Below are 15,833 nucleotides of genomic sequence, written 5' to 3' on the forward strand. Positions count from 1 at the left end.
GCGCGATCCGACCGGGGGCGGGGCACACCGCCTCCCGGCCGGCGCAGGGCACGCTGGCCACGGGCCCTGCTCGGCGTCGGCCTCGCCCTGGTGCTGCTCGCCGGGCTCGCCGTGGTCGGGGTGCGGCTGCTCGCCCACCGCTACGAGCGCACGGTCAGCAAGGAGCAACTGCTCTCCCCCGACGCCCGGCAGGCCCGCACCGAGCTGGACACCGGGCTCAACTACCTGATCGTCGGCTCCGACCGACGCCCCGGCGCGCCCGGCCCGGACCAGCGGTCGGACACCATCCTGATCGTGCACGTACCGCCCGGCCTGCGGCAGGCGTACCTGATTTCCGTCCCCCGGGACCTGCTGGTCGACATCCCCCCCGACGGCGTCGGCTACGCCGGGGGCCAGGACAAGATCAACGCAGCGTACGAGCACGGCGGCGGCGGCGAGGGCGGCACCCGCCTGCTCTCGGCCACCCTGACCCGGCTCACCGGCATCCGCTTCGACGGGGCCGCCCTGGTCGACTTCGCCGGCTTCCGACGCGTCATCGACCTGCTCGGCGGCATCCGGATGTGCGTCGACACCGAGGTCCGCTCGATCCACACCGGCGTCGTCTTCCCGGTCGGCTGCCAGCAGATGGACGGCGCACGGGCGCTTGACTACGCCCGGCAACGCTACGACCTGCCCAACGGCGACTACGACCGGCAGCGCCACCAGCAGCAGATGCTGCGGGCGATGATGGACCGCGCCGGCGAGACCCACCTGCGCACCGACCCGGTGCAACTCGACCGGGTGCTGCGGGCGGTCGGCAGCGCGCTCACCGTCGACACCAACGGCGTACCCCTGGACGAGCTGCTGTTCGCCCTGCGGTCACTGCCCGCCGACGCGCTGCGCGGGGTGCAGCTCCCGTCCTACCCGCAGACCATCGACGGCGTCTCGTACGTGGTGCTCGACAACGGCGGCGGCGGGCTCTTCGAGGCCGTCCGCACCCACCGGCTGCCCGACTGGTCCCGGGCCAACCCGCGCTGGGTCAACCGGCTCTGACCGTCATGCCGTACACCCGCCGACAGGTCGCCACGCCGAGCGCCGACGTGCCCTCGCCGGCACCGAGGATCTAGGCTTTCGACCGTGTTCGGATCCCAGGTTCCCAGTGTCCCCGTGACCGCGATCGACGACGACACCTACCTGCTCGACGTCCGCGAGGACGACGAGTGGGCGGCGGGCCACGCGCCCGGCGCGCACCACGTACCGATGATGGAACTGCCGGCCCGGCTCGCCGAGGTGCCCACCGACCGCGACGTCGCGGTGATCTGCCGCTCCGGCGGGCGCTCCGCCCAGGTCGTCGGCTACCTGCTCGGCAACGGCTGGGAGCAGGTCCGCAACGCCGACGGCGGGATGCGGCAGTGGGCGGCCGTCGGCAGGCCGGTCGTCACCGGGGACGGGCAGCCCGGCCAGGTCATCTGAGCGGCGCAGCATGGCTGATCCACTGGTCTTCGCGCACCGGGGCGCTTCGGCCGACCTGCCCGAGCACACCCTGGCGGCCTACCTGCGGGCCCTCGACGAAGGCGCCGACGGGCTGGAGTGCGACGTCCGGCTGACCCGCGACGGGCACCTGGTCTGCGTACACGACCGGCGGTTGAACCGGACCAGCAACGGTCACGGCCTGGTCAGCGCCCGCACCCTGGCCGAGCTGGAGACCCTGGACTTCGGCTCCTGGCATCCCGGCTGCGCCCCGGCCGACGGTGACGAGGCGATTGACGACACGCACACCCGGCTGCTCACCCTGGACCGGCTGCTGACCGCCGTCCGCGACTCCGGCCGCCCGGTCAAGCTGCTGGTGGAGACCAAACACCCGTCCCGCTACCGGGGGGACGTCGAGCGCCGGCTGGTGACCATGCTGCGCCGGCACGGGCTGGCCGAGCCGCGCCCGGACGACCTGGTGCAGGTCACCGTGATGTCGTTCTCCCCGCTGGCGGTACGCCGGATGCGTGAACTGGCCCCGGCGCTGCCGACCGTGCTGCTGCTGGAGGTGCTGCCGCGCTGGCTGCGGCTCGGCCGGCTCCCGTTCGGGGCGCGGATCGCCGGGCCGGGCATCGGCCTGGTCCGGGCCCGCCCGGAGCTGGTGCCCACACTGCGCGCCGCCGGCCACCCGGTGTACGTCTGGACGGTCAACGAACCCACCGACCTGGAGCTGGTCCTCGACGCGGGGGTGGACGGGGTGATCACCGACCGGCCCGCGCACACCCTGGCCCGGCTGGGCCGGTGACGCCCGGCTCACACCGGTCCCCGGCCGACGCCGGTGGTTCGGGCCGGCACCGGCTGCCGGATCCGGGTGACCTGCGGGGGGTGCCCGAACCGCCCGGTACGGGGCAGACTCGGGGCATGCCGGAGCGCCCCGATCTCGCCACCCTCATCGCCGACCACGGCGCGGTGATCGAGATGATCAACTCAGGTGAGGCCGGACTGCCGGTGCTCACCTCGCTGCTCCGGGCGGCCCGCCCCACGCTCGGCGCGGACTGCGTGGCCTTCGTCGAGTTCGCCCCGACCGGCGGCCGGGTGATCGCCGCCAGCGGCTGCGCCGAGTGGAGCGTCGGCCGCCCGCTGCCCGCCTCCGACCCGGCCACCGTCTGCCTGCTCACCGGGCCCCGGGTCCGGCAGGCCCGGCTGGACCACCTCGACGGTCCGCTCGCCGCGGAACTGGTCGGCAACGGCCTGCGCCGCATGATCGTCGCCCGCGCCGAACTCAACGGGCTCACCGTCGGCACCCTGCACGCCCTCTACGCCGACGACGACGAGACCGAGGACCGCGTCCAGCACGCCACCCTCGGCTACCTCGCCTCCTGCATCGCCCACATGTACGGCGACCAGAGCGGCCTGCCGGTGCACGGCGACGGCCCGGTCGTCGCGGCCCTCGCCGACGGCCTGGCCGTGGTCGACCGGGACGGTCGGGTCCGGCTGTGGAACCCGGCCGCCACCCAGGTCACCGGGCGCAGCGCCGGTGACGCGATGAACCGCCCGCTGCCGTTCCCGCTCCCGCCGGCCGGCCAGGTGCTCGACCACCAGCTCCCGGACGGGCGGTGGCTGCGGATCACCACCGGCGAGCTGGTCGGGCCGGGCACGCTGCGGGTGATCACCTTCCGCGACATCACCGACCAGCGACGCCGGGAGTCCGACCGGGACCTCTTCGTCGCGGTCACCAGCCACGAGCTGCGCACCCCGGTCACCGTGATCAAGGGATACGCCGACACCCTCACCGACCACTGGGAGTCGCTGACCGACCACGACCGGCGGCAGGCGGCCCGGGTGATCGGTCAACGGGCCAACGAACTGGCCCGGCTGGTCGACCGGCTGCTCACCTCGGCCACCGACGTACGCTCCGACGGCGAGCCGGCCGTCCCGTTCGACCTCGGTGAGGCGCTGCGCGCGGCGGTCCTGGACCTCCCCGGCGACCTGCGCCGACGCCTGTTCCTGCACGCGCCGGCCGACCTGCCCAAGGCCCTCGGGGACCGGCGCAGCCTGACCACCGTGCTGACCGAACTGTGCACCAACGCGGGCAAGTGGGCGCCGGCGGACTCCCCGATCGAGGTTTTCGCGTCGGCCGACAACCAGACCGTGTCGTTCCGGGTGACCGACCGGGGGGTGGGCATCCGGCCGGAGCACGTCGAACGCGCCTTCGACAGGTTCTGGCAGGGCGAGTCCGGCGACCGGCGGGCCTATCCGGGTGCCGGACTCGGCCTCTATCTCGTCCGCCGGATCGTTGAACAGCAGAATGGATGGGTATCCCTACGTCCACGCGACGGTGGCGGTACCGTCGCAGAGGTGCGGCTCCCCCGCGGGTGAGCCGCCCGGTGGGCCGGACGACCCACCGCGGGCACGGGCCGAGAAGGAGCCGGAGTGTCGACGGGACGAGCCGAGCGTGCGTGGTGTGTGGTGGTCCCCCACCACGCCACCGGCGCGCGGCTGGCCCGGCACCGGCTCGCCGACGAACTCGCCGACCTGGTGCCCCCACCGCTCCTCGCCGACCTGGTGGCCGTCCTGGCCGAACTGGTCGGCAACGCGGTCAGGCACGCCGACCCGCTGCCCGGCGGGGTGGTCCGGGTGGCCTGGCGGCTGCGCCCGACCCGGACCGGGCCGGGCCTGTCCGTCCGGGTGACCGACGGCGGCGCCGGGGCCGGCCCCCGGATGCGGTCCGCCGGCACGGACGCCGTCGACGGCCGGGGCCTGCACATCGTCGCCGGGCTGGCCAGCCGCTGGGGGGTCGACCGGGACGGTCTGGGGCAGAGCGTCTGGGCCGAGTTCGACCCCGCCGACTGCCGGCCGGACCTGGTCGCCGCCGGCTGACCGGGGCGGGTCCTTCCCCCACCGCCGCCCGCCGGGCTCTAGGCTGTCTCGCCGTGAGCAAGCGTCGAAAGAACCAGCGCGCCGAGACCGCTCCCCGCCGGGAGAAGATCCGGGACGTCTTCGTCCCCCGTCCGTTCGAGGGGTTGGTGGACGAGCCGGAGTGGATCGCCCTGCGCGAACTCGTACCGGCCGCCTCGGCACCGCTGCGGCTCACCCCGGACCTGGTCGAGGAGCACGGCGACCGCCCGGTCGTCCTGGCGACCGTGCTGCCGATGGCCGCCCCGGCGATGACCAAGCCGGACGGTCGGGTGTTCATCGGCCTGCAGCGGCACCAGCAGTCCGGCGACGTCTCCCGGGACCTGGCCGACGCGCTGCTCTGCGCGCTGCGTACCGAGCCGGGCGGGGCGGTGACGGTGCCGCCGCTGCCGGGTCCCGGCCCGCGCCTGCAGGACATCCTGGTGGACGGTCCGCTGGAGATCACGATGCACGACGGCTTCGAGTTCTGGCTCGACCCGGGCGCGGCCGACGACCCGACCGTGCAGGCGTCCCTGGAGCGGGCGAACGCGGCGATCTACCCGACCGTGAAGCTGGCCGCCGCGCGGGCCGCCTACTGGTGCCAGGTGCCGGAGAAGGCGCACGTGCGCTGGGTGCTCGGCGACGACGAGGACGCCGCGCTGGACGCGCTCTCCCGGCTCTCCGCCGCCGGTGCGCTCACCCTCGGCGAGGGCACGAAGTTCGCCGGCATGTTCCGGGCGCACGGCCGGCTGGCACCCGTGTGGGACCTGCCGGAGGACGTCCCGGCCGCCGAGTGGGAGGAGCCGGTGGCCGCGTTCGCCAAGCGGTACGCCGACGCGCTGGCCGAGAAGGAGCCGTTGGACGCCGCCGGCCGCCGGGCCCGTCAGGGCCTGCTCGGCCGCCAGCTCACCCTCCGCTAGCCCGCCGGCCGGGCCGCCCCGGGTGGGGCGGTTCAGCCGGCCGTCGGATGCAGCGGCTCGCGGACCAGCGGGCAGGACATGCAGCGGGGGCCGCCCCGGCCGGAGCCCAGCTCCGAACCGGCGATCGGGATGACCTCGATGCCGGCGCGCTCCAGCTGGGCGTTGGTCTCCACGTTGCGTTCGTAGCCGACGCAGAGCCGGGGGGCCAGGGCGAGGGTGTTGTTGCCGTCGTCCCACTGTTCGCGTTCGGCGGTCACCGGGTCCAGGCCGGTGTCGATCACCCGGAGCTGGTCGAGGTCCATCGCGTCGGCCGCCGCGCGCAGGAACGGCGCGGGGCCGTCCACCCGGGGCTCGCCGTCCGGCCCGGCGATCACCGTGTACGCGGACAGCGTGCTGGCCACGTTGGGGTACATCAGCACCGCGTCGACGTCGACCATGGTGCACACGGTGTCGAGGTGCATGGTGGCCCGTTCCTGGGCGATCGGCACCACCAGCATGGTGTGCGCCAGGCCGGCGGCGAAGACCTGCCGGGCCAGTCGTTCGGCACCGGCCGGAGTGGTCCGCTCGCCCACCCCGACGGCGAGCACCCCGGGGGCGAGCAGCAGCACGTCGCCGCCTTCGAGGTGTTCCAGGCCCGGGTGGTAGACGGTCCTGGTGCCGACGAAGCGGGGATGGTGCCGGTAGATCGCGTCGGTCAGCGTGGTCTCCCGGCGGCGGGCCGGCATGGCGAGGCTGGTGACCCCGACCCGGTCGCCGATCCACAGTGACGAGTCCCGGGTGAAGAGCAGGTTGGGCAGCGGGTCGATGACGAACTCGTGGCGGTCCATCATCGTCCAGACCAGACCACCGGGACGCTCGGCGCTGATCCGCACCTCCTCGTGGGCGAGTCCGGCGATGAGCACGTCGGCGAGCGCGGCGGGGTCGAGGTAGGTGAGGTGGTCGGCGACCCGGCGGCGCAGGGTGTCGCCGAGCCGGGGCGACGCGAGCACCTGCTCGGTGAGTTCGGTGCGGGCCTCGGCGACGGCGAGCGTCTCGGCGAGCAGGGTGGCGAGGTAGAGCACCTCCACTCCCCGTCCGCGCAGCTCGGCGGCGAAGGCGTCGTGCTCCTCCTGGGCCCGGCCGACCCATGGGATAGCGTCGAAGAGCAACGAGTCGTTGTTGCGGGGGGTGAGGCGGGCAAGTTCCCGGCCCGGTCGGTGCAACAGCACCGTGCCGAGTCGACCGACCTCGCTGTCCACGTAGTGGGTCACCCCCGCAGCGTAGGACAGTGATGAACGATCTTCAGCGGAAGAACTGCGGATGAATATGGCATTCATCCGCACTCATTCCGGCGTTCCAACTTGCCGTACCCCCACAGTGGCGACGTAGGGTAGTGAGAACATAACTTTCGAGGGACCTTTTGCCGGAGGTCGCGATGACTGTCTTTCCCGCTCGTCGAGCCGTACCCACCCGGGCACTGCCGCCCGTGACGGTGCCGCACCCCCGTCCCGACGGGTCCGCGGCTCTCGACCCGGTACGTCCGACCCCACTGGAGTGGGCACGTCGACGTCGGGCCGAGCGGGGCGCCCGCCGGCTGGAGGCCGCCGGTGCGCGGGCGCTCGGTCAGCTCGACCACCTGGGCCCCGCCTGGCACGTCATCGAGTGGCCGCGCACCGACGTCGCCGACGTCCTGCGCGAGCACGGTCAGGACGAACGCGCCGGGTTCCTCGCCATCGGCCCCAGCGGGCTCTTCGCGGTCAGCATCGCCGACCACGGCCGGGCCCGGGTGCTGGTCGCCGGGGACGTGGTGCAGATCAACGGCAAGCGCCCGCCGTACGTGGCCGAGGCCCGGCGGGACGCCAAGCGGGCCAGCAAGGCGCTCACCCAGGCGGTCGGGCTGCCGATCCCGGTGACGCCGGTGCTGACATTCGTCGGCTCCGGCGTCATCAGCGTCTACGGCCTGCCGAAGGACTGCATGATGGCGACCCACCGGGAGCTCGACCGGCTCCTCGTCGCCGGAGGCAACCGGATCAGCCCGGCCACCGCCGAGAAGCTGTCCCGGGTCGCCCAGGCACCGCAGACCTGGCACAACGGCACTTACCGTCCCACCGGCGACTACCGGTGGTACGACGAGGGCCGAACGGCCGCTGACAAGCCGGCGGGTCGCCGGTAACGTCACCGGCGACGCCCCGCGGTACCGGTCCCCCCGACATGCCGGTCCGCGCCGTCGCCGGCCGCCCACCAGGGCACATGATCCCTCCACCGGCGGCCGGTGGCTCCCGCGCGGTCGGCGACCGTCACGAAGACCGGCTAGCGTGGACAGACCGTCGGTGTACCTAGGAGGCGCGGTGGCCCACGTCGAACTCTCGCTCCCGGACGTGTTCGTGCCGGCGGCGCGGACGCCGACAGGGCCGGGGTGCGACAACGTCGGGAAGTGGTCGGCGAGTGTCTCGCACGCCGAGGAGCCCTGCCTGCTGATCGACGCCGACACCCTCGTGGTGGCCATCTCCGCCGCCGGCTGCGAACTGCTCTGCCTCGGCGCCCCCGAGGACGTGGTCGGCCTGCCGCTGCTCGAAGGGGGGCTGCGGCTGCTCGACTTCACCGCCGCCCGGCACGAGCTGCCCGAGCAGGAGACCGACAAGATCCCCCCGCTGCTCGCCCTGCACTCCGGTCGACTCGCCCGGGGCCTGCTGCGGGTGCAGCCCGCCGGCGACGCCAGCACCTACGCCACCGTCGACGCCGTCTCCACCCCGATGCTCACCGGCGGCTCGGTCACCGGTTCACTCACCTTCTTCTCCCCGATCTGACCGGCACCGCCCCACGCCGGGCCGCCGCGTCGGACGTCGCGCCGGCCTTCACCGGGCGGGCGGTTTTTCCTACGATGGGCTCACCCCACCGGCCACACGACCGGCCCCCTCCCACGGTCCGTGAGGCCGGACCCCGTCGCGACGCCCCCCGCGCCCGAAGCCCCCGAGGACCGGCCCGTGCCGCCTGACCCCGCCCACCGTCCCCCGCACCGGCGGCCGGTCGCCGCCCGGATCGCCGTGGCCCTGCTCGCGGTGTCGCCGTTCACCGGCTGCGCCGCCCCGCCCGAGCCCCGACTGCCGGCCCCGGTCGCCCCACCCACGCCGGCCGTGACCCTGCCGCCGACGACGCCGCCCCCCGCCCTACCGGTGACCCCCACCCTGCCGCCGACGTCGACGCTGCCCAGCCCCACCGTCGCGACGGTGGCGGAGGCCTGTGCCGGCCGTCCCTCGGCCGACCGGGTGATCGGGTTGCTCCGCGGGAACGTGCTGCCCCGCGACGTGTCGGTACGGGCCGTCGACGGGCCGCTGTGCGCCGACGGCTGGCAGTACACCGTGCTGTCGGTCAGCGGGCACGAGGAACTCCAGGCGGTCAGCCGGGGGGAGCCGGGCGCGCTGCGGCTGGTCACCGCCGGTACGGACGTCTGCTCGATCGAGGTGAAGGCCGTCGCGCCGCCCGCCATCCGGACGTTGGCCTGCGACACCGGGACCGGGCTGCCGCCGGGTGCGTAGGCTGGGCGGCATGCCCGGAACACCGCCGACCCGCTACGTCTACCTGGGCCCCGAGGGCACCTTCGCCGAGCAGGCGTTGCGCACCGTCCCGGCCGCCGAGCGCGGCAGTCGTACGCCCGCCCGCAGCGTCGGTGAGGCGCTGGAGAGCGTACGGGCCGGTGAGGCGGACGCGGCGCTGGTGCCGATGGAGAACTCGATCGGCGGTGCGGTCGGGGTGACCCTGGACGAGCTGGCCGAGGGGGACCCGCTGGTGATCACCCGCGAGGTGATCCTGCCGGTGGAGTTCGTGCTCGGCGCCCGCCCCGGCACCGACCTGGTCGGGGTGCGCAGCGTGGCCGCCCACCCGCAGGCGTCCACCCAGTGCCGCAACTGGCTGCGCGCGCACCTGCCCGACGCCACGGTGATCGACGTGCTGTCCAACGGCGCGGCGGCCGCCGGCGCGGCCGGCGGCGAGTACGACGCGGCGATCTGTGCCCCGATCGGGGCGGCCCGGCACCGGCTGACCCTGCTCGCCGACAAGATCGCCGATCACCCGGACGCGGTGACCCGGTTCGCCCTGCTGTCCCGTCCCGGCCCGCCCCCGCCGCCCACCGGCGACGACGTCACGTCGCTTGCCGTCTCCATCGCCCACGACCGGGTGGGCGCGTTGCTGTCGGTGCTGATGGAGCTGGCCGTGCGGGGGGTCAACCTGACCCGGATCGAGTCCCGCCCCACCGGGGAGGCGCTGGGCCGGTACGTCTTCTTCCTCGACTGCACCGGTCACGTGGCCGACGCCCGGCTCGGTGAGGCGTTGCAGGGGCTGCGGCGGGTCTGTGCCGAGGTGCGTTTCCTCGGGTCGTACCCCCGGCACCGGTGGGCCGACGCGGCGGGTGACCGGCCGGTCCCCGCGCCGGCCGGGCTCTCGGACACCGACTACACCGACGCGGCAGCCTGGCTGGCCCGGCTGCGCGCCGGCGAGCTGAGCTGAGCCCGCGCGACCGGGGTCCCGGCGGCGGTGCGGCACCGGGTGCGGACCGCACCGCTCCGGCCGCGCAGACGACCGTGGGGCGGTCCCGGCCGGGACCGCCCCACGTCGCGAAGATCAGCTGAGCAGGCCGCCGAGCAGGCCCTGTTGCTGCTGCTGGCCGCCGCTGCCCTGGACCGGCGGCTCCTCGGACGGCTGGACCACGACGAAGCCCTGGCCGGCGAAGCTCATGGTGAACGCCTCACCGGTGCTGCGGCCGAGCAGGGTGCCCAGGCCGAGCTGCTCGGCGCGGTGGTAGCCGGTCTGGAGGTTGGCCGACCAGCACACCGCCGCCTGCGGGTCGACGTAGGTGGGCGCGTCGACGTTGAGCACGACCGGGGTGCCCTTGGTGGTGATGGCGATCCGGCCGTAGCCGCTGAACACGCAGTTGAACAGGCCCGACGAGGCCATCCCCGCGCCGCCGACCATCTTGATGTCGTACGACAGGGTGGAGTCGAAGGCCAGCACGCTGGACCCGTTGATCGACAGCGCGTCGCCCGGCTCCAGGTCGATGATGTGCACGTCCTTGGCCAGCTCGGCCAGGAACACGTCGCCGTGGCCGCTGAGCTTCATCAACGGCACGCCCTCGCCGGTGAGCCGCTGCTTGATGAACTTGCCGATGCCGCCCGAGCCCAATGCCTGGAACTGCACCTGCCCCTGGTAGGCGACCATCGACCCGACCCGGGCCATCGCCTCACCGTTGAGTTCGATCTTCAACATCTTGGAGTTCTGCAGCCGCATGCCGGGCTGGGCGGACTCCTTCTCCAGGTTCTCCGCGGAGAACAGCGCGCTGCGCATTGGGTCTTCCTCCTGATTGGGGGTGTGCTCACCACACGGTAGGCAGCCCCCGCAACCCGTTGCATCGGCCGAGCGGCGGGCAAGCCCGGCTCCGCGCACGGAACCGGTCAGGTGCGCGCAGACGGCCGGCCGGACGCGGCGGGTGGCGGGCTCAGCCCCAACCCAACGCGTGCAACCGCTCGTCGTCGATGCCGAAGTGGTGGGCGATCTCGTGCACCACGGTCACCGCCACCTCGTCGACCACGTCGTCCTCGGTGGCGCAGATCCGCAGGATCGGCCGGCGGTAGATGAAGATCCGGTCGGGCAGCACGCCCGAGTAGTTCCAGCCTCGTTCGGTGAGCGCGTGCCCCTCGTAGAGGCCGAGCAGGTCCTCGCCGGGCGGCGGGTCGTCCTCGACCAGGATGACCACGTTGCTCATCAACCGGAGCAGTTCCTCGGGCACCTCGTCGAGGGCCTCGCCGACCAGCTCCTCGAAGCGTTCACGGCTCATCTCCACGGGCACCTCACCCATTGTGCCCGACCGGCCGGCCGCCCACCGGTCCCGTAGCGCGCCGCCGGTACCCCGTCCGCGTCCGGCCCGCGGGCCGGACGCGGACGGGACGGATCAGGCGAGGCGGGCGGTGAGGCTGATCTGCGCGCCGGGGGAGAGCAGCCGGGAGATCGGGCAGCCCTCCTTGGCGGCCTCGGCCAGCTTGGTGAACTGGGCCTCGTCCAGGCCCGGGGCCTGGCCGACGGTCTCCAGGTCGATCCGGGTGACGGTCATGCCCGCGTCGGTCTTGTCGAAGTGCACCTTCGCGGTGGTCTCCACCGAGGTGCCGGACACCCCGGCGTCGGCGAGCTGCTTGGAGAGCGCCATCGAGAAGCAGCCCGCGTGGGCCGCCCCGATCAGCTCCTCCGGATTGGTCCCCTCGCCCTCCTCGAAGCGCGACTTGAAGGAGTAGTTCCCCTCCAGGCCACCCTTGCCGGTACGGACGGTCCCGGCGCCCTCGGTGAGGTTGCCCTGCCAACGTGCGGATGCGGTACGGATAGGCATACCCGAACGCTAGTCGAAAGCCCCGCCCGCGGCGACCGACCCGGCGGGCCCGGCGGCGGCCGACGTACGGCGTTCCGGGGCGTCGGCGCTGCCGGGTCGGGGCGTACCGGCGTGGGATGATGCGGGTCAGGCCCGCGACGCGGAAGGTAGCCGATGTCCCAGGATCTCCCCATCCCGAGACAGGACGACCGCTCGGACGACACCCCCGTGCTGGAGTGGGGTGACCCCGCACGACCGGCCGGCGCACGGTTCGGGCACTGGCCCGCCGCGCTGCGCCGGGACCGGCGGCTGCCCCCGGTGCTGGCCCTGCTCGGCGCGGTCGCCGCCACGGCGTCGATGGCCGGGGAGTGGCTGGTGATGACCGTGCCGAACGGTGGTCCGGAGGGCAGCGGCACCATCCGGGTGCCCGGTGGCGTGGCCGAGGTGGGCGGCTTCGGGATCGCCTACCTGGTGGGGCTCCTGCTGCTCAGCGTCGCGGTGGCGCTGACCCTGCGCGGGCGGCCGGCGGTCCGGCACGACGCCCGGGTGGCCGGGCTGGCGGTGGCGGGCGCCCTGGCGGTCCTGCTCACCGTCACCGCCTTCTCGTTGGACGACTCGGGCCAGCGGGCACTGTTCTACTCCCCGGAGGACGGGTTCGGGGTCGACTACGGCCGGGGCCTGGTGATGGCCTTCGTCGCCGTCGCGCTGGTCGGGGCGGCGCTGCTCACCGCCGTCGCGCAGCCGGACGGTCCGCCGGCCGACGCCGTCGGGCCGCGTGCCGACCCGGACGCGGTGGACCGGTACGGGGTCGACCCGGACGGGGACGACGAGCGGCCGGCCGCGCCCGCCGGTCTGACCGTCACCCCGACGGTCCCGTTCGCCCGCCGCGAACCGCACCCCTGAGCCCGCCGGGCCCGAATCCGGTCAGCGTGACCGCGTCCCGGCCGAGGGCCGCGCGGCGGTCACCGGGCGTTGCCTGCTGATTCGCCCGGAAGCCATGGTTGCGACCCGGACGGCGAGGTACGGTTGCTGCCCGCCGTCACACCGGGTCGGACGACCGGTACGGACGGCGGCGGGCAAGGAGGAACGATGACCCGCCCGGGACTGCCCAAACTCATCGCCACCGACCTCGACGGCACGCTCGTGCGCAGCGACGACACCGTCTCGGCGTACACCCACGGGGTGCTCGACCGGGTGCGGGCCGCCGGTATCCCGGTGGTCGGCGCCACCGGCCGCGGACCCCGGTTGAAGGAACTCACCCGCAACGACATCCGGGCCGCCGACTTCCTGGTGATGGCCGGTGGTGGCTGCGTGGTGGACCAGAGCGACCCGACCGGCCCGGTGGTGCTGCGCGACGAGCGCCTCTCCGCCGAGGTGCTGGCCGGTCTGCTGACCGACCTGGAGGCCGCCGTCGGCCCGCTGACCGTCATGGTCGAGGGGTCCGACGAGCACGACGCGCCGCTCTGGGGCGACTACCACCCGGCCTGGCCCTACCCGGAGCGGTTCGAGGCGCGGAGTCGGGCGGAATGTCTCGCCCTCGACGTGATCAAGGCGTTCGTCCGGACCGCCGACCACGACGTGGACGAGTTGCTGGCCACCGCCCGCCGGATCGTCCCGCCGCAGGTCGCCACCCTCACCCAGGCCGGGCTCGGCTTCGTCGAGATCACCCCGGCCGGGGTGGACAAGGCCAGCGGGCTGACCGTGGTCGCCGAGCGGCTCGGCGTCGACCCGGCGGACGTGCTGGTCTTCGGGGACATGCCCAACGATCTGCCGATGTTCGCCTGGGCCGGCTGGTCCCGGGTGGCCGTGTCCAACGCGCATCCGCTGGTGCGGGCCGCCGCCGACGAGGTGACCCTGCGCAACGACGACGACGGGGTGGCGGTCTACCTCGACCGGCTACTCTCCCGGTGATGGCAGAGACACCACGGCTGGTCGCCAGCGACATCGACGGCACCCTGCTCGGCGACGAGCGCCGGCTCAGCGCGCGTACGGCGGCGGTGCTGGAGCGGATCGCCGCGGCGGGCACCCCCGTCGTGCTGGTCACCGGCCGCCCGATCCGCTGGCTCCAACTGGTGTACGACCAGCTCGCAGCCCCGCTGCCGGCGATCTGCGCCAACGGCGCGGTGGTCTACGACCCGGACACCGATCAGGTGCTGCGGGCCGACCCGCTGGCCCCGGAACTGCTCGCCGAGGTGGCCCGCCGGCTGCGGGCGGCGGTGCCGGAGGTCAGCTTCGCGGTGGAGATCGTGGACAGCCGGGAGATGCGGCACGAGGCGCACTACCCGCTGCGCTGGGACGCTGACCACGAGGCCATCCGGGCGGTCGAGTCGCCGGAGGAGCTGGCCTCGGTGCCGGCGGTGAAGCTGCTGGCCCGCGCCGGCACCCAGGACCCGGACGCCTTCGTGCAGGTGGTGGCGGGGGCCCTGGAGGGGCTGGCCGAGGCGACCCACTCGTCGTACAGCGGGCTGGTGGAGATCTCCGCCGCCGGGGTGACCAAGGCCGCCGGGCTGGCCTGGTACGCGGCCCGGGTCGGGGTGGCGCAGGCCGACGTGCTCGCCTTCGGGGACATGCCCAACGACGTGCCGATGCTCACCTGGGCGGGGCGGGCGGTGGCGGTGGCCAACGCACACCCCGCCGTGCTGGAGATCGCCGACGAGGTGACCGGGGCGAACACCGCCGACGGTGTGGCGGCGTACCTGGAGAAGGTCTTCGGGGTGGGCTGAGCTCAGAGGTACTGGCCGGTGTTGTGGCCCTCGCCACCGGGCTGACCCATGCCGGGCATGCCGGGGATCATCCCGCCGCCGGGGCCGCTGGGCAGGGCGGGGCGGCCACCGGAGCGCATCTGCTCAAGCTGCATCCGGGCGGCCATCTGCTGGGCCACCAGGGTGGCCTGGATGCCGTGGAAGAGCCCTTCCAGCCAGCCGACGAGCTGGGCGTGGGCGATCCGCAGCTCGCCCTCGCTGGGCGCCTGGTCCTCGGCGAACGGCAGCGAGAGCCGTTCCAGCTCCTCGCGCAGCTCGGGGGCGAGGCCCTCCTTCAGCTCGACGATCGACCGCTGGTGGATCTCCCGCAACCGGTGCCGGCTGGCGTCGTCGAGCGGGGCGGCCTTGACCTCCTCCAGCAGCTGCTTGATCATGCTGCCGATCCGCATCACCTTGGCCGGCTGCTCGACCAGGCGGGTCGGGTCCTCGCCGGCCTCGTCGGTCTGCATGGTGCCGACCGGGCGGCCGTCCGGGCCGACCACGACCAGGGTGCCCGACTGCCCGTCGGGGCGGCCCGGCTCGTCAGCTTGTCCAGTGGGGTGCGCTTCGGTCATGGCCCCATCCTTACCCACCCGCTCCCGTCGCACCCACCCGGACCGCCACCAGCCGCGCTACCGTCGCCGGCATGTCCCACGACCCCCGGGCGGTGCTCAGCCGGCCCGCCCCGCCGCCGGACCTGACCGTCGCCTACGGCGACCAGCCGGAGCAGCTCGTCGACCTGCGCCGGCCGGCCGGTGGTGGTCCGGTCCGGCCGCTGGTCGCGGTGGTGCACGGGGGCTTCTGGCGGGCCGAGTACGACCGCACCCACACCGGCCCGCTCGCGGCCGCCCTGGCTGAGGCGGGTTGGCCGGTGGCCCAGCTGGAGTACCGGCGCACCGGCCAGCCGGGCGGTGGTTGGCCGAACACACTGACCGACGTCCGGGCCGGGGTGGCGGCGCTGCCCGGGTTGGTGGCGCAGGCGCTGCCGGGGCCGGTCGCGCCGGGGCCGCCGCTGCTGCTGGGGCACTCGGCGGGTGGGCAGCTCGCGCTGCACGTGGCGGCGCACGCTCCGCAGGACGTGGCCGGGGTGCTGGCGCTGGCCCCGGTCGCCGACCTCGCCGAGGCGTACCGGCTGGGGTTGGATTCGGGGGCGGTGGCCGCGCTGCTCGGCGGCGGCCCGGCCGAACACCCGCAGCGGTACGCGGTGGCCGACCCCTGCCTTTCGGTGCCGCGACGGACACGGACGGTGATCCTGCACGGCGGTGGAGACCGCCAGGTACCGGCCGCCCTGAGCAGGTCATATGCTGCCACCGCACGGGCCGCCGGCGCCCCGGTCACCCTCATTGAGCTGCCGGAATGCGAGCACTTCGGGTTGATCGACCCGCTCTCGGCGGCCTGGCCGCAGGTAAGGGCTGCGTTGCAGTCGTTGCTTGAAGATCAAGATCCATTGACGCAGGGTCGCCCACCAGGTAGAACGCCGGAGGGGCGGTGACGCCCGGC

19 protein-coding genes are annotated in these 15,833 nt (G+C 74.2%); 14 read left to right on the forward strand and 5 right to left on the reverse strand.

Going from position 1 to position 15,833, the window contains the following annotated elements; translation table 11 throughout:
• Positions 1–90: 90 nt before the first annotated feature.
• The 6 genes from JQX11_RS14260 to JQX11_RS14285 all read left to right on the forward strand — a co-directional run bounded on the left by JQX11_RS14260 (position 91) and on the right by JQX11_RS14285 (position 5,264).
• Positions 91–1,032: an LCP family protein gene (locus tag JQX11_RS14260; protein ID WP_204925454.1), complete on the forward strand. Its 942-nt coding sequence runs from the start codon at positions 91–93 to the stop codon at positions 1,030–1,032.
• An 84-nt stretch (positions 1,033–1,116) separates the two neighbouring features.
• Entirely contained in the window at positions 1,117–1,452 is a 336-nt protein-coding gene (locus JQX11_RS14265) for a rhodanese-like domain-containing protein (protein ID WP_088643589.1), read from the forward strand.
• Positions 1,453–1,462: 10 nt separating this feature from the next.
• Positions 1,463–2,254: a glycerophosphodiester phosphodiesterase gene (locus JQX11_RS14270; RefSeq protein ID WP_204925455.1), complete on the forward strand. Its 792-nt coding sequence runs from the start codon at positions 1,463–1,465 to the stop codon at positions 2,252–2,254.
• A gap of 116 nt (positions 2,255–2,370) precedes the next feature.
• Positions 2,371–3,828, forward strand: a complete 1,458-nt coding sequence (locus tag JQX11_RS14275) for a sensor histidine kinase (protein WP_204925456.1) — start codon at positions 2,371–2,373, stop codon at positions 3,826–3,828.
• Positions 3,829–3,882: 54 nt separating this feature from the next.
• Positions 3,883–4,329: an ATP-binding protein gene (locus JQX11_RS14280; RefSeq protein WP_372444587.1), complete on the forward strand. Its 447-nt coding sequence runs from the start codon at positions 3,883–3,885 to the stop codon at positions 4,327–4,329.
• 53 nt (positions 4,330–4,382) lie between these two features.
• Positions 4,383–5,264, forward strand: a complete 882-nt coding sequence (locus JQX11_RS14285) for a DUF5926 family protein (protein ID WP_204925457.1) — start codon at positions 4,383–4,385, stop codon at positions 5,262–5,264.
• A gap of 32 nt (positions 5,265–5,296) precedes the next feature.
• Here JQX11_RS14285 and JQX11_RS14290 read toward each other — a convergent pair whose 3' ends face one another.
• Positions 5,297–6,514, reverse strand: coding sequence for an arginine deiminase (locus JQX11_RS14290; protein ID WP_204925458.1), 1,218 nt, complete (start codon positions 6,512–6,514; stop codon positions 5,297–5,299).
• 164 nt (positions 6,515–6,678) lie between these two features.
• Here JQX11_RS14290 and JQX11_RS14295 point away from each other — a divergent pair, with 164 nt between their 5' ends.
• The 4 genes from JQX11_RS14295 (at position 6,679) to pheA (ending at position 9,746) form a co-directional block, all read left to right on the forward strand.
• A complete protein-coding gene (locus JQX11_RS14295) occupies positions 6,679–7,416 on the forward strand; it encodes a hypothetical protein (protein WP_204925459.1) in 738 nt (245 codons plus the stop codon).
• Positions 7,417–7,591: 175 nt separating this feature from the next.
• Positions 7,592–8,050: a PAS domain-containing protein gene (locus tag JQX11_RS14300; RefSeq protein ID WP_204925460.1), complete on the forward strand. Its 459-nt coding sequence runs from the start codon at positions 7,592–7,594 to the stop codon at positions 8,048–8,050.
• Between the two features lie 177 nt (positions 8,051–8,227).
• Complete coding sequence (locus JQX11_RS14305) at positions 8,228–8,779, forward strand: hypothetical protein (RefSeq protein WP_307826183.1); 552 nt, start codon at positions 8,228–8,230, stop codon at positions 8,777–8,779.
• A 10-nt stretch (positions 8,780–8,789) separates the two neighbouring features.
• The gene (gene pheA / locus JQX11_RS14310; RefSeq protein ID WP_204925461.1) at positions 8,790–9,746 is read left to right on the forward strand and encodes a prephenate dehydratase; all 957 of its coding nucleotides are present in this window, start codon (positions 8,790–8,792) and stop codon (positions 9,744–9,746) included.
• A 114-nt stretch (positions 9,747–9,860) separates the two neighbouring features.
• On the opposite strand, the gene JQX11_RS14315 is transcribed toward pheA, so the two are convergent.
• The 3 genes from JQX11_RS14315 to JQX11_RS14325 all read right to left on the reverse strand — a co-directional run bounded on the left by JQX11_RS14315 (position 9,861) and on the right by JQX11_RS14325 (position 11,613).
• Positions 9,861–10,580, reverse strand: coding sequence for an AIM24 family protein (locus JQX11_RS14315; RefSeq protein WP_088643597.1), 720 nt, complete (start codon positions 10,578–10,580; stop codon positions 9,861–9,863).
• Positions 10,581–10,731: 151 nt separating this feature from the next.
• Positions 10,732–11,076 (reverse strand): metallopeptidase family protein, encoded by a 345-nt coding sequence (locus tag JQX11_RS14320; protein ID WP_204925639.1) that lies wholly within the window; start codon positions 11,074–11,076, stop codon positions 10,732–10,734.
• A gap of 108 nt (positions 11,077–11,184) precedes the next feature.
• Positions 11,185–11,613, reverse strand: coding sequence for an OsmC family protein (locus JQX11_RS14325; RefSeq protein ID WP_088643598.1), 429 nt, complete (start codon positions 11,611–11,613; stop codon positions 11,185–11,187).
• 153 nt (positions 11,614–11,766) lie between these two features.
• Between JQX11_RS14325 and JQX11_RS14330 the strand changes: the two genes are divergently transcribed.
• From JQX11_RS14330 to JQX11_RS14340, 3 genes are all read left to right on the forward strand, one after another.
• A complete protein-coding gene (locus JQX11_RS14330) occupies positions 11,767–12,495 on the forward strand; it encodes a hypothetical protein (protein ID WP_204925462.1) in 729 nt (242 codons plus the stop codon).
• A 186-nt stretch (positions 12,496–12,681) separates the two neighbouring features.
• Entirely contained in the window at positions 12,682–13,503 is an 822-nt protein-coding gene (locus JQX11_RS14335) for an HAD family hydrolase (protein WP_204925463.1), read from the forward strand.
• On the forward strand, positions 13,503–14,315 hold the full coding sequence (locus tag JQX11_RS14340; RefSeq protein ID WP_204925464.1) for an HAD family hydrolase: 813 nt from the start codon (positions 13,503–13,505) through the stop codon (positions 14,313–14,315). The genes JQX11_RS14335 and JQX11_RS14340 overlap by 1 nt, the downstream gene beginning before the upstream one ends.
• 2 nt (positions 14,316–14,317) lie before the next feature.
• On the opposite strand, the gene JQX11_RS14345 is transcribed toward JQX11_RS14340, so the two are convergent.
• A complete protein-coding gene (locus tag JQX11_RS14345; protein WP_204925465.1) occupies positions 14,318–14,908 on the reverse strand; it encodes a bacterial proteasome activator family protein in 591 nt (196 codons plus the stop codon).
• A 71-nt stretch (positions 14,909–14,979) separates the two neighbouring features.
• On the opposite strand from JQX11_RS14345, the gene JQX11_RS14350 reads away from it, so the two are divergent.
• Entirely contained in the window at positions 14,980–15,825 is an 846-nt protein-coding gene (locus tag JQX11_RS14350; protein ID WP_204925466.1) for an alpha/beta hydrolase family protein, read from the forward strand.
• The last annotated feature ends 8 nt before the right edge of the window (positions 15,826–15,833 follow it).

Source organism: Micromonospora humida, from assembly GCF_016901255.1.
GTDB classification, from domain to species: domain Bacteria; phylum Actinomycetota; class Actinomycetes; order Mycobacteriales; family Micromonosporaceae; genus Micromonospora; species Micromonospora wenchangensis.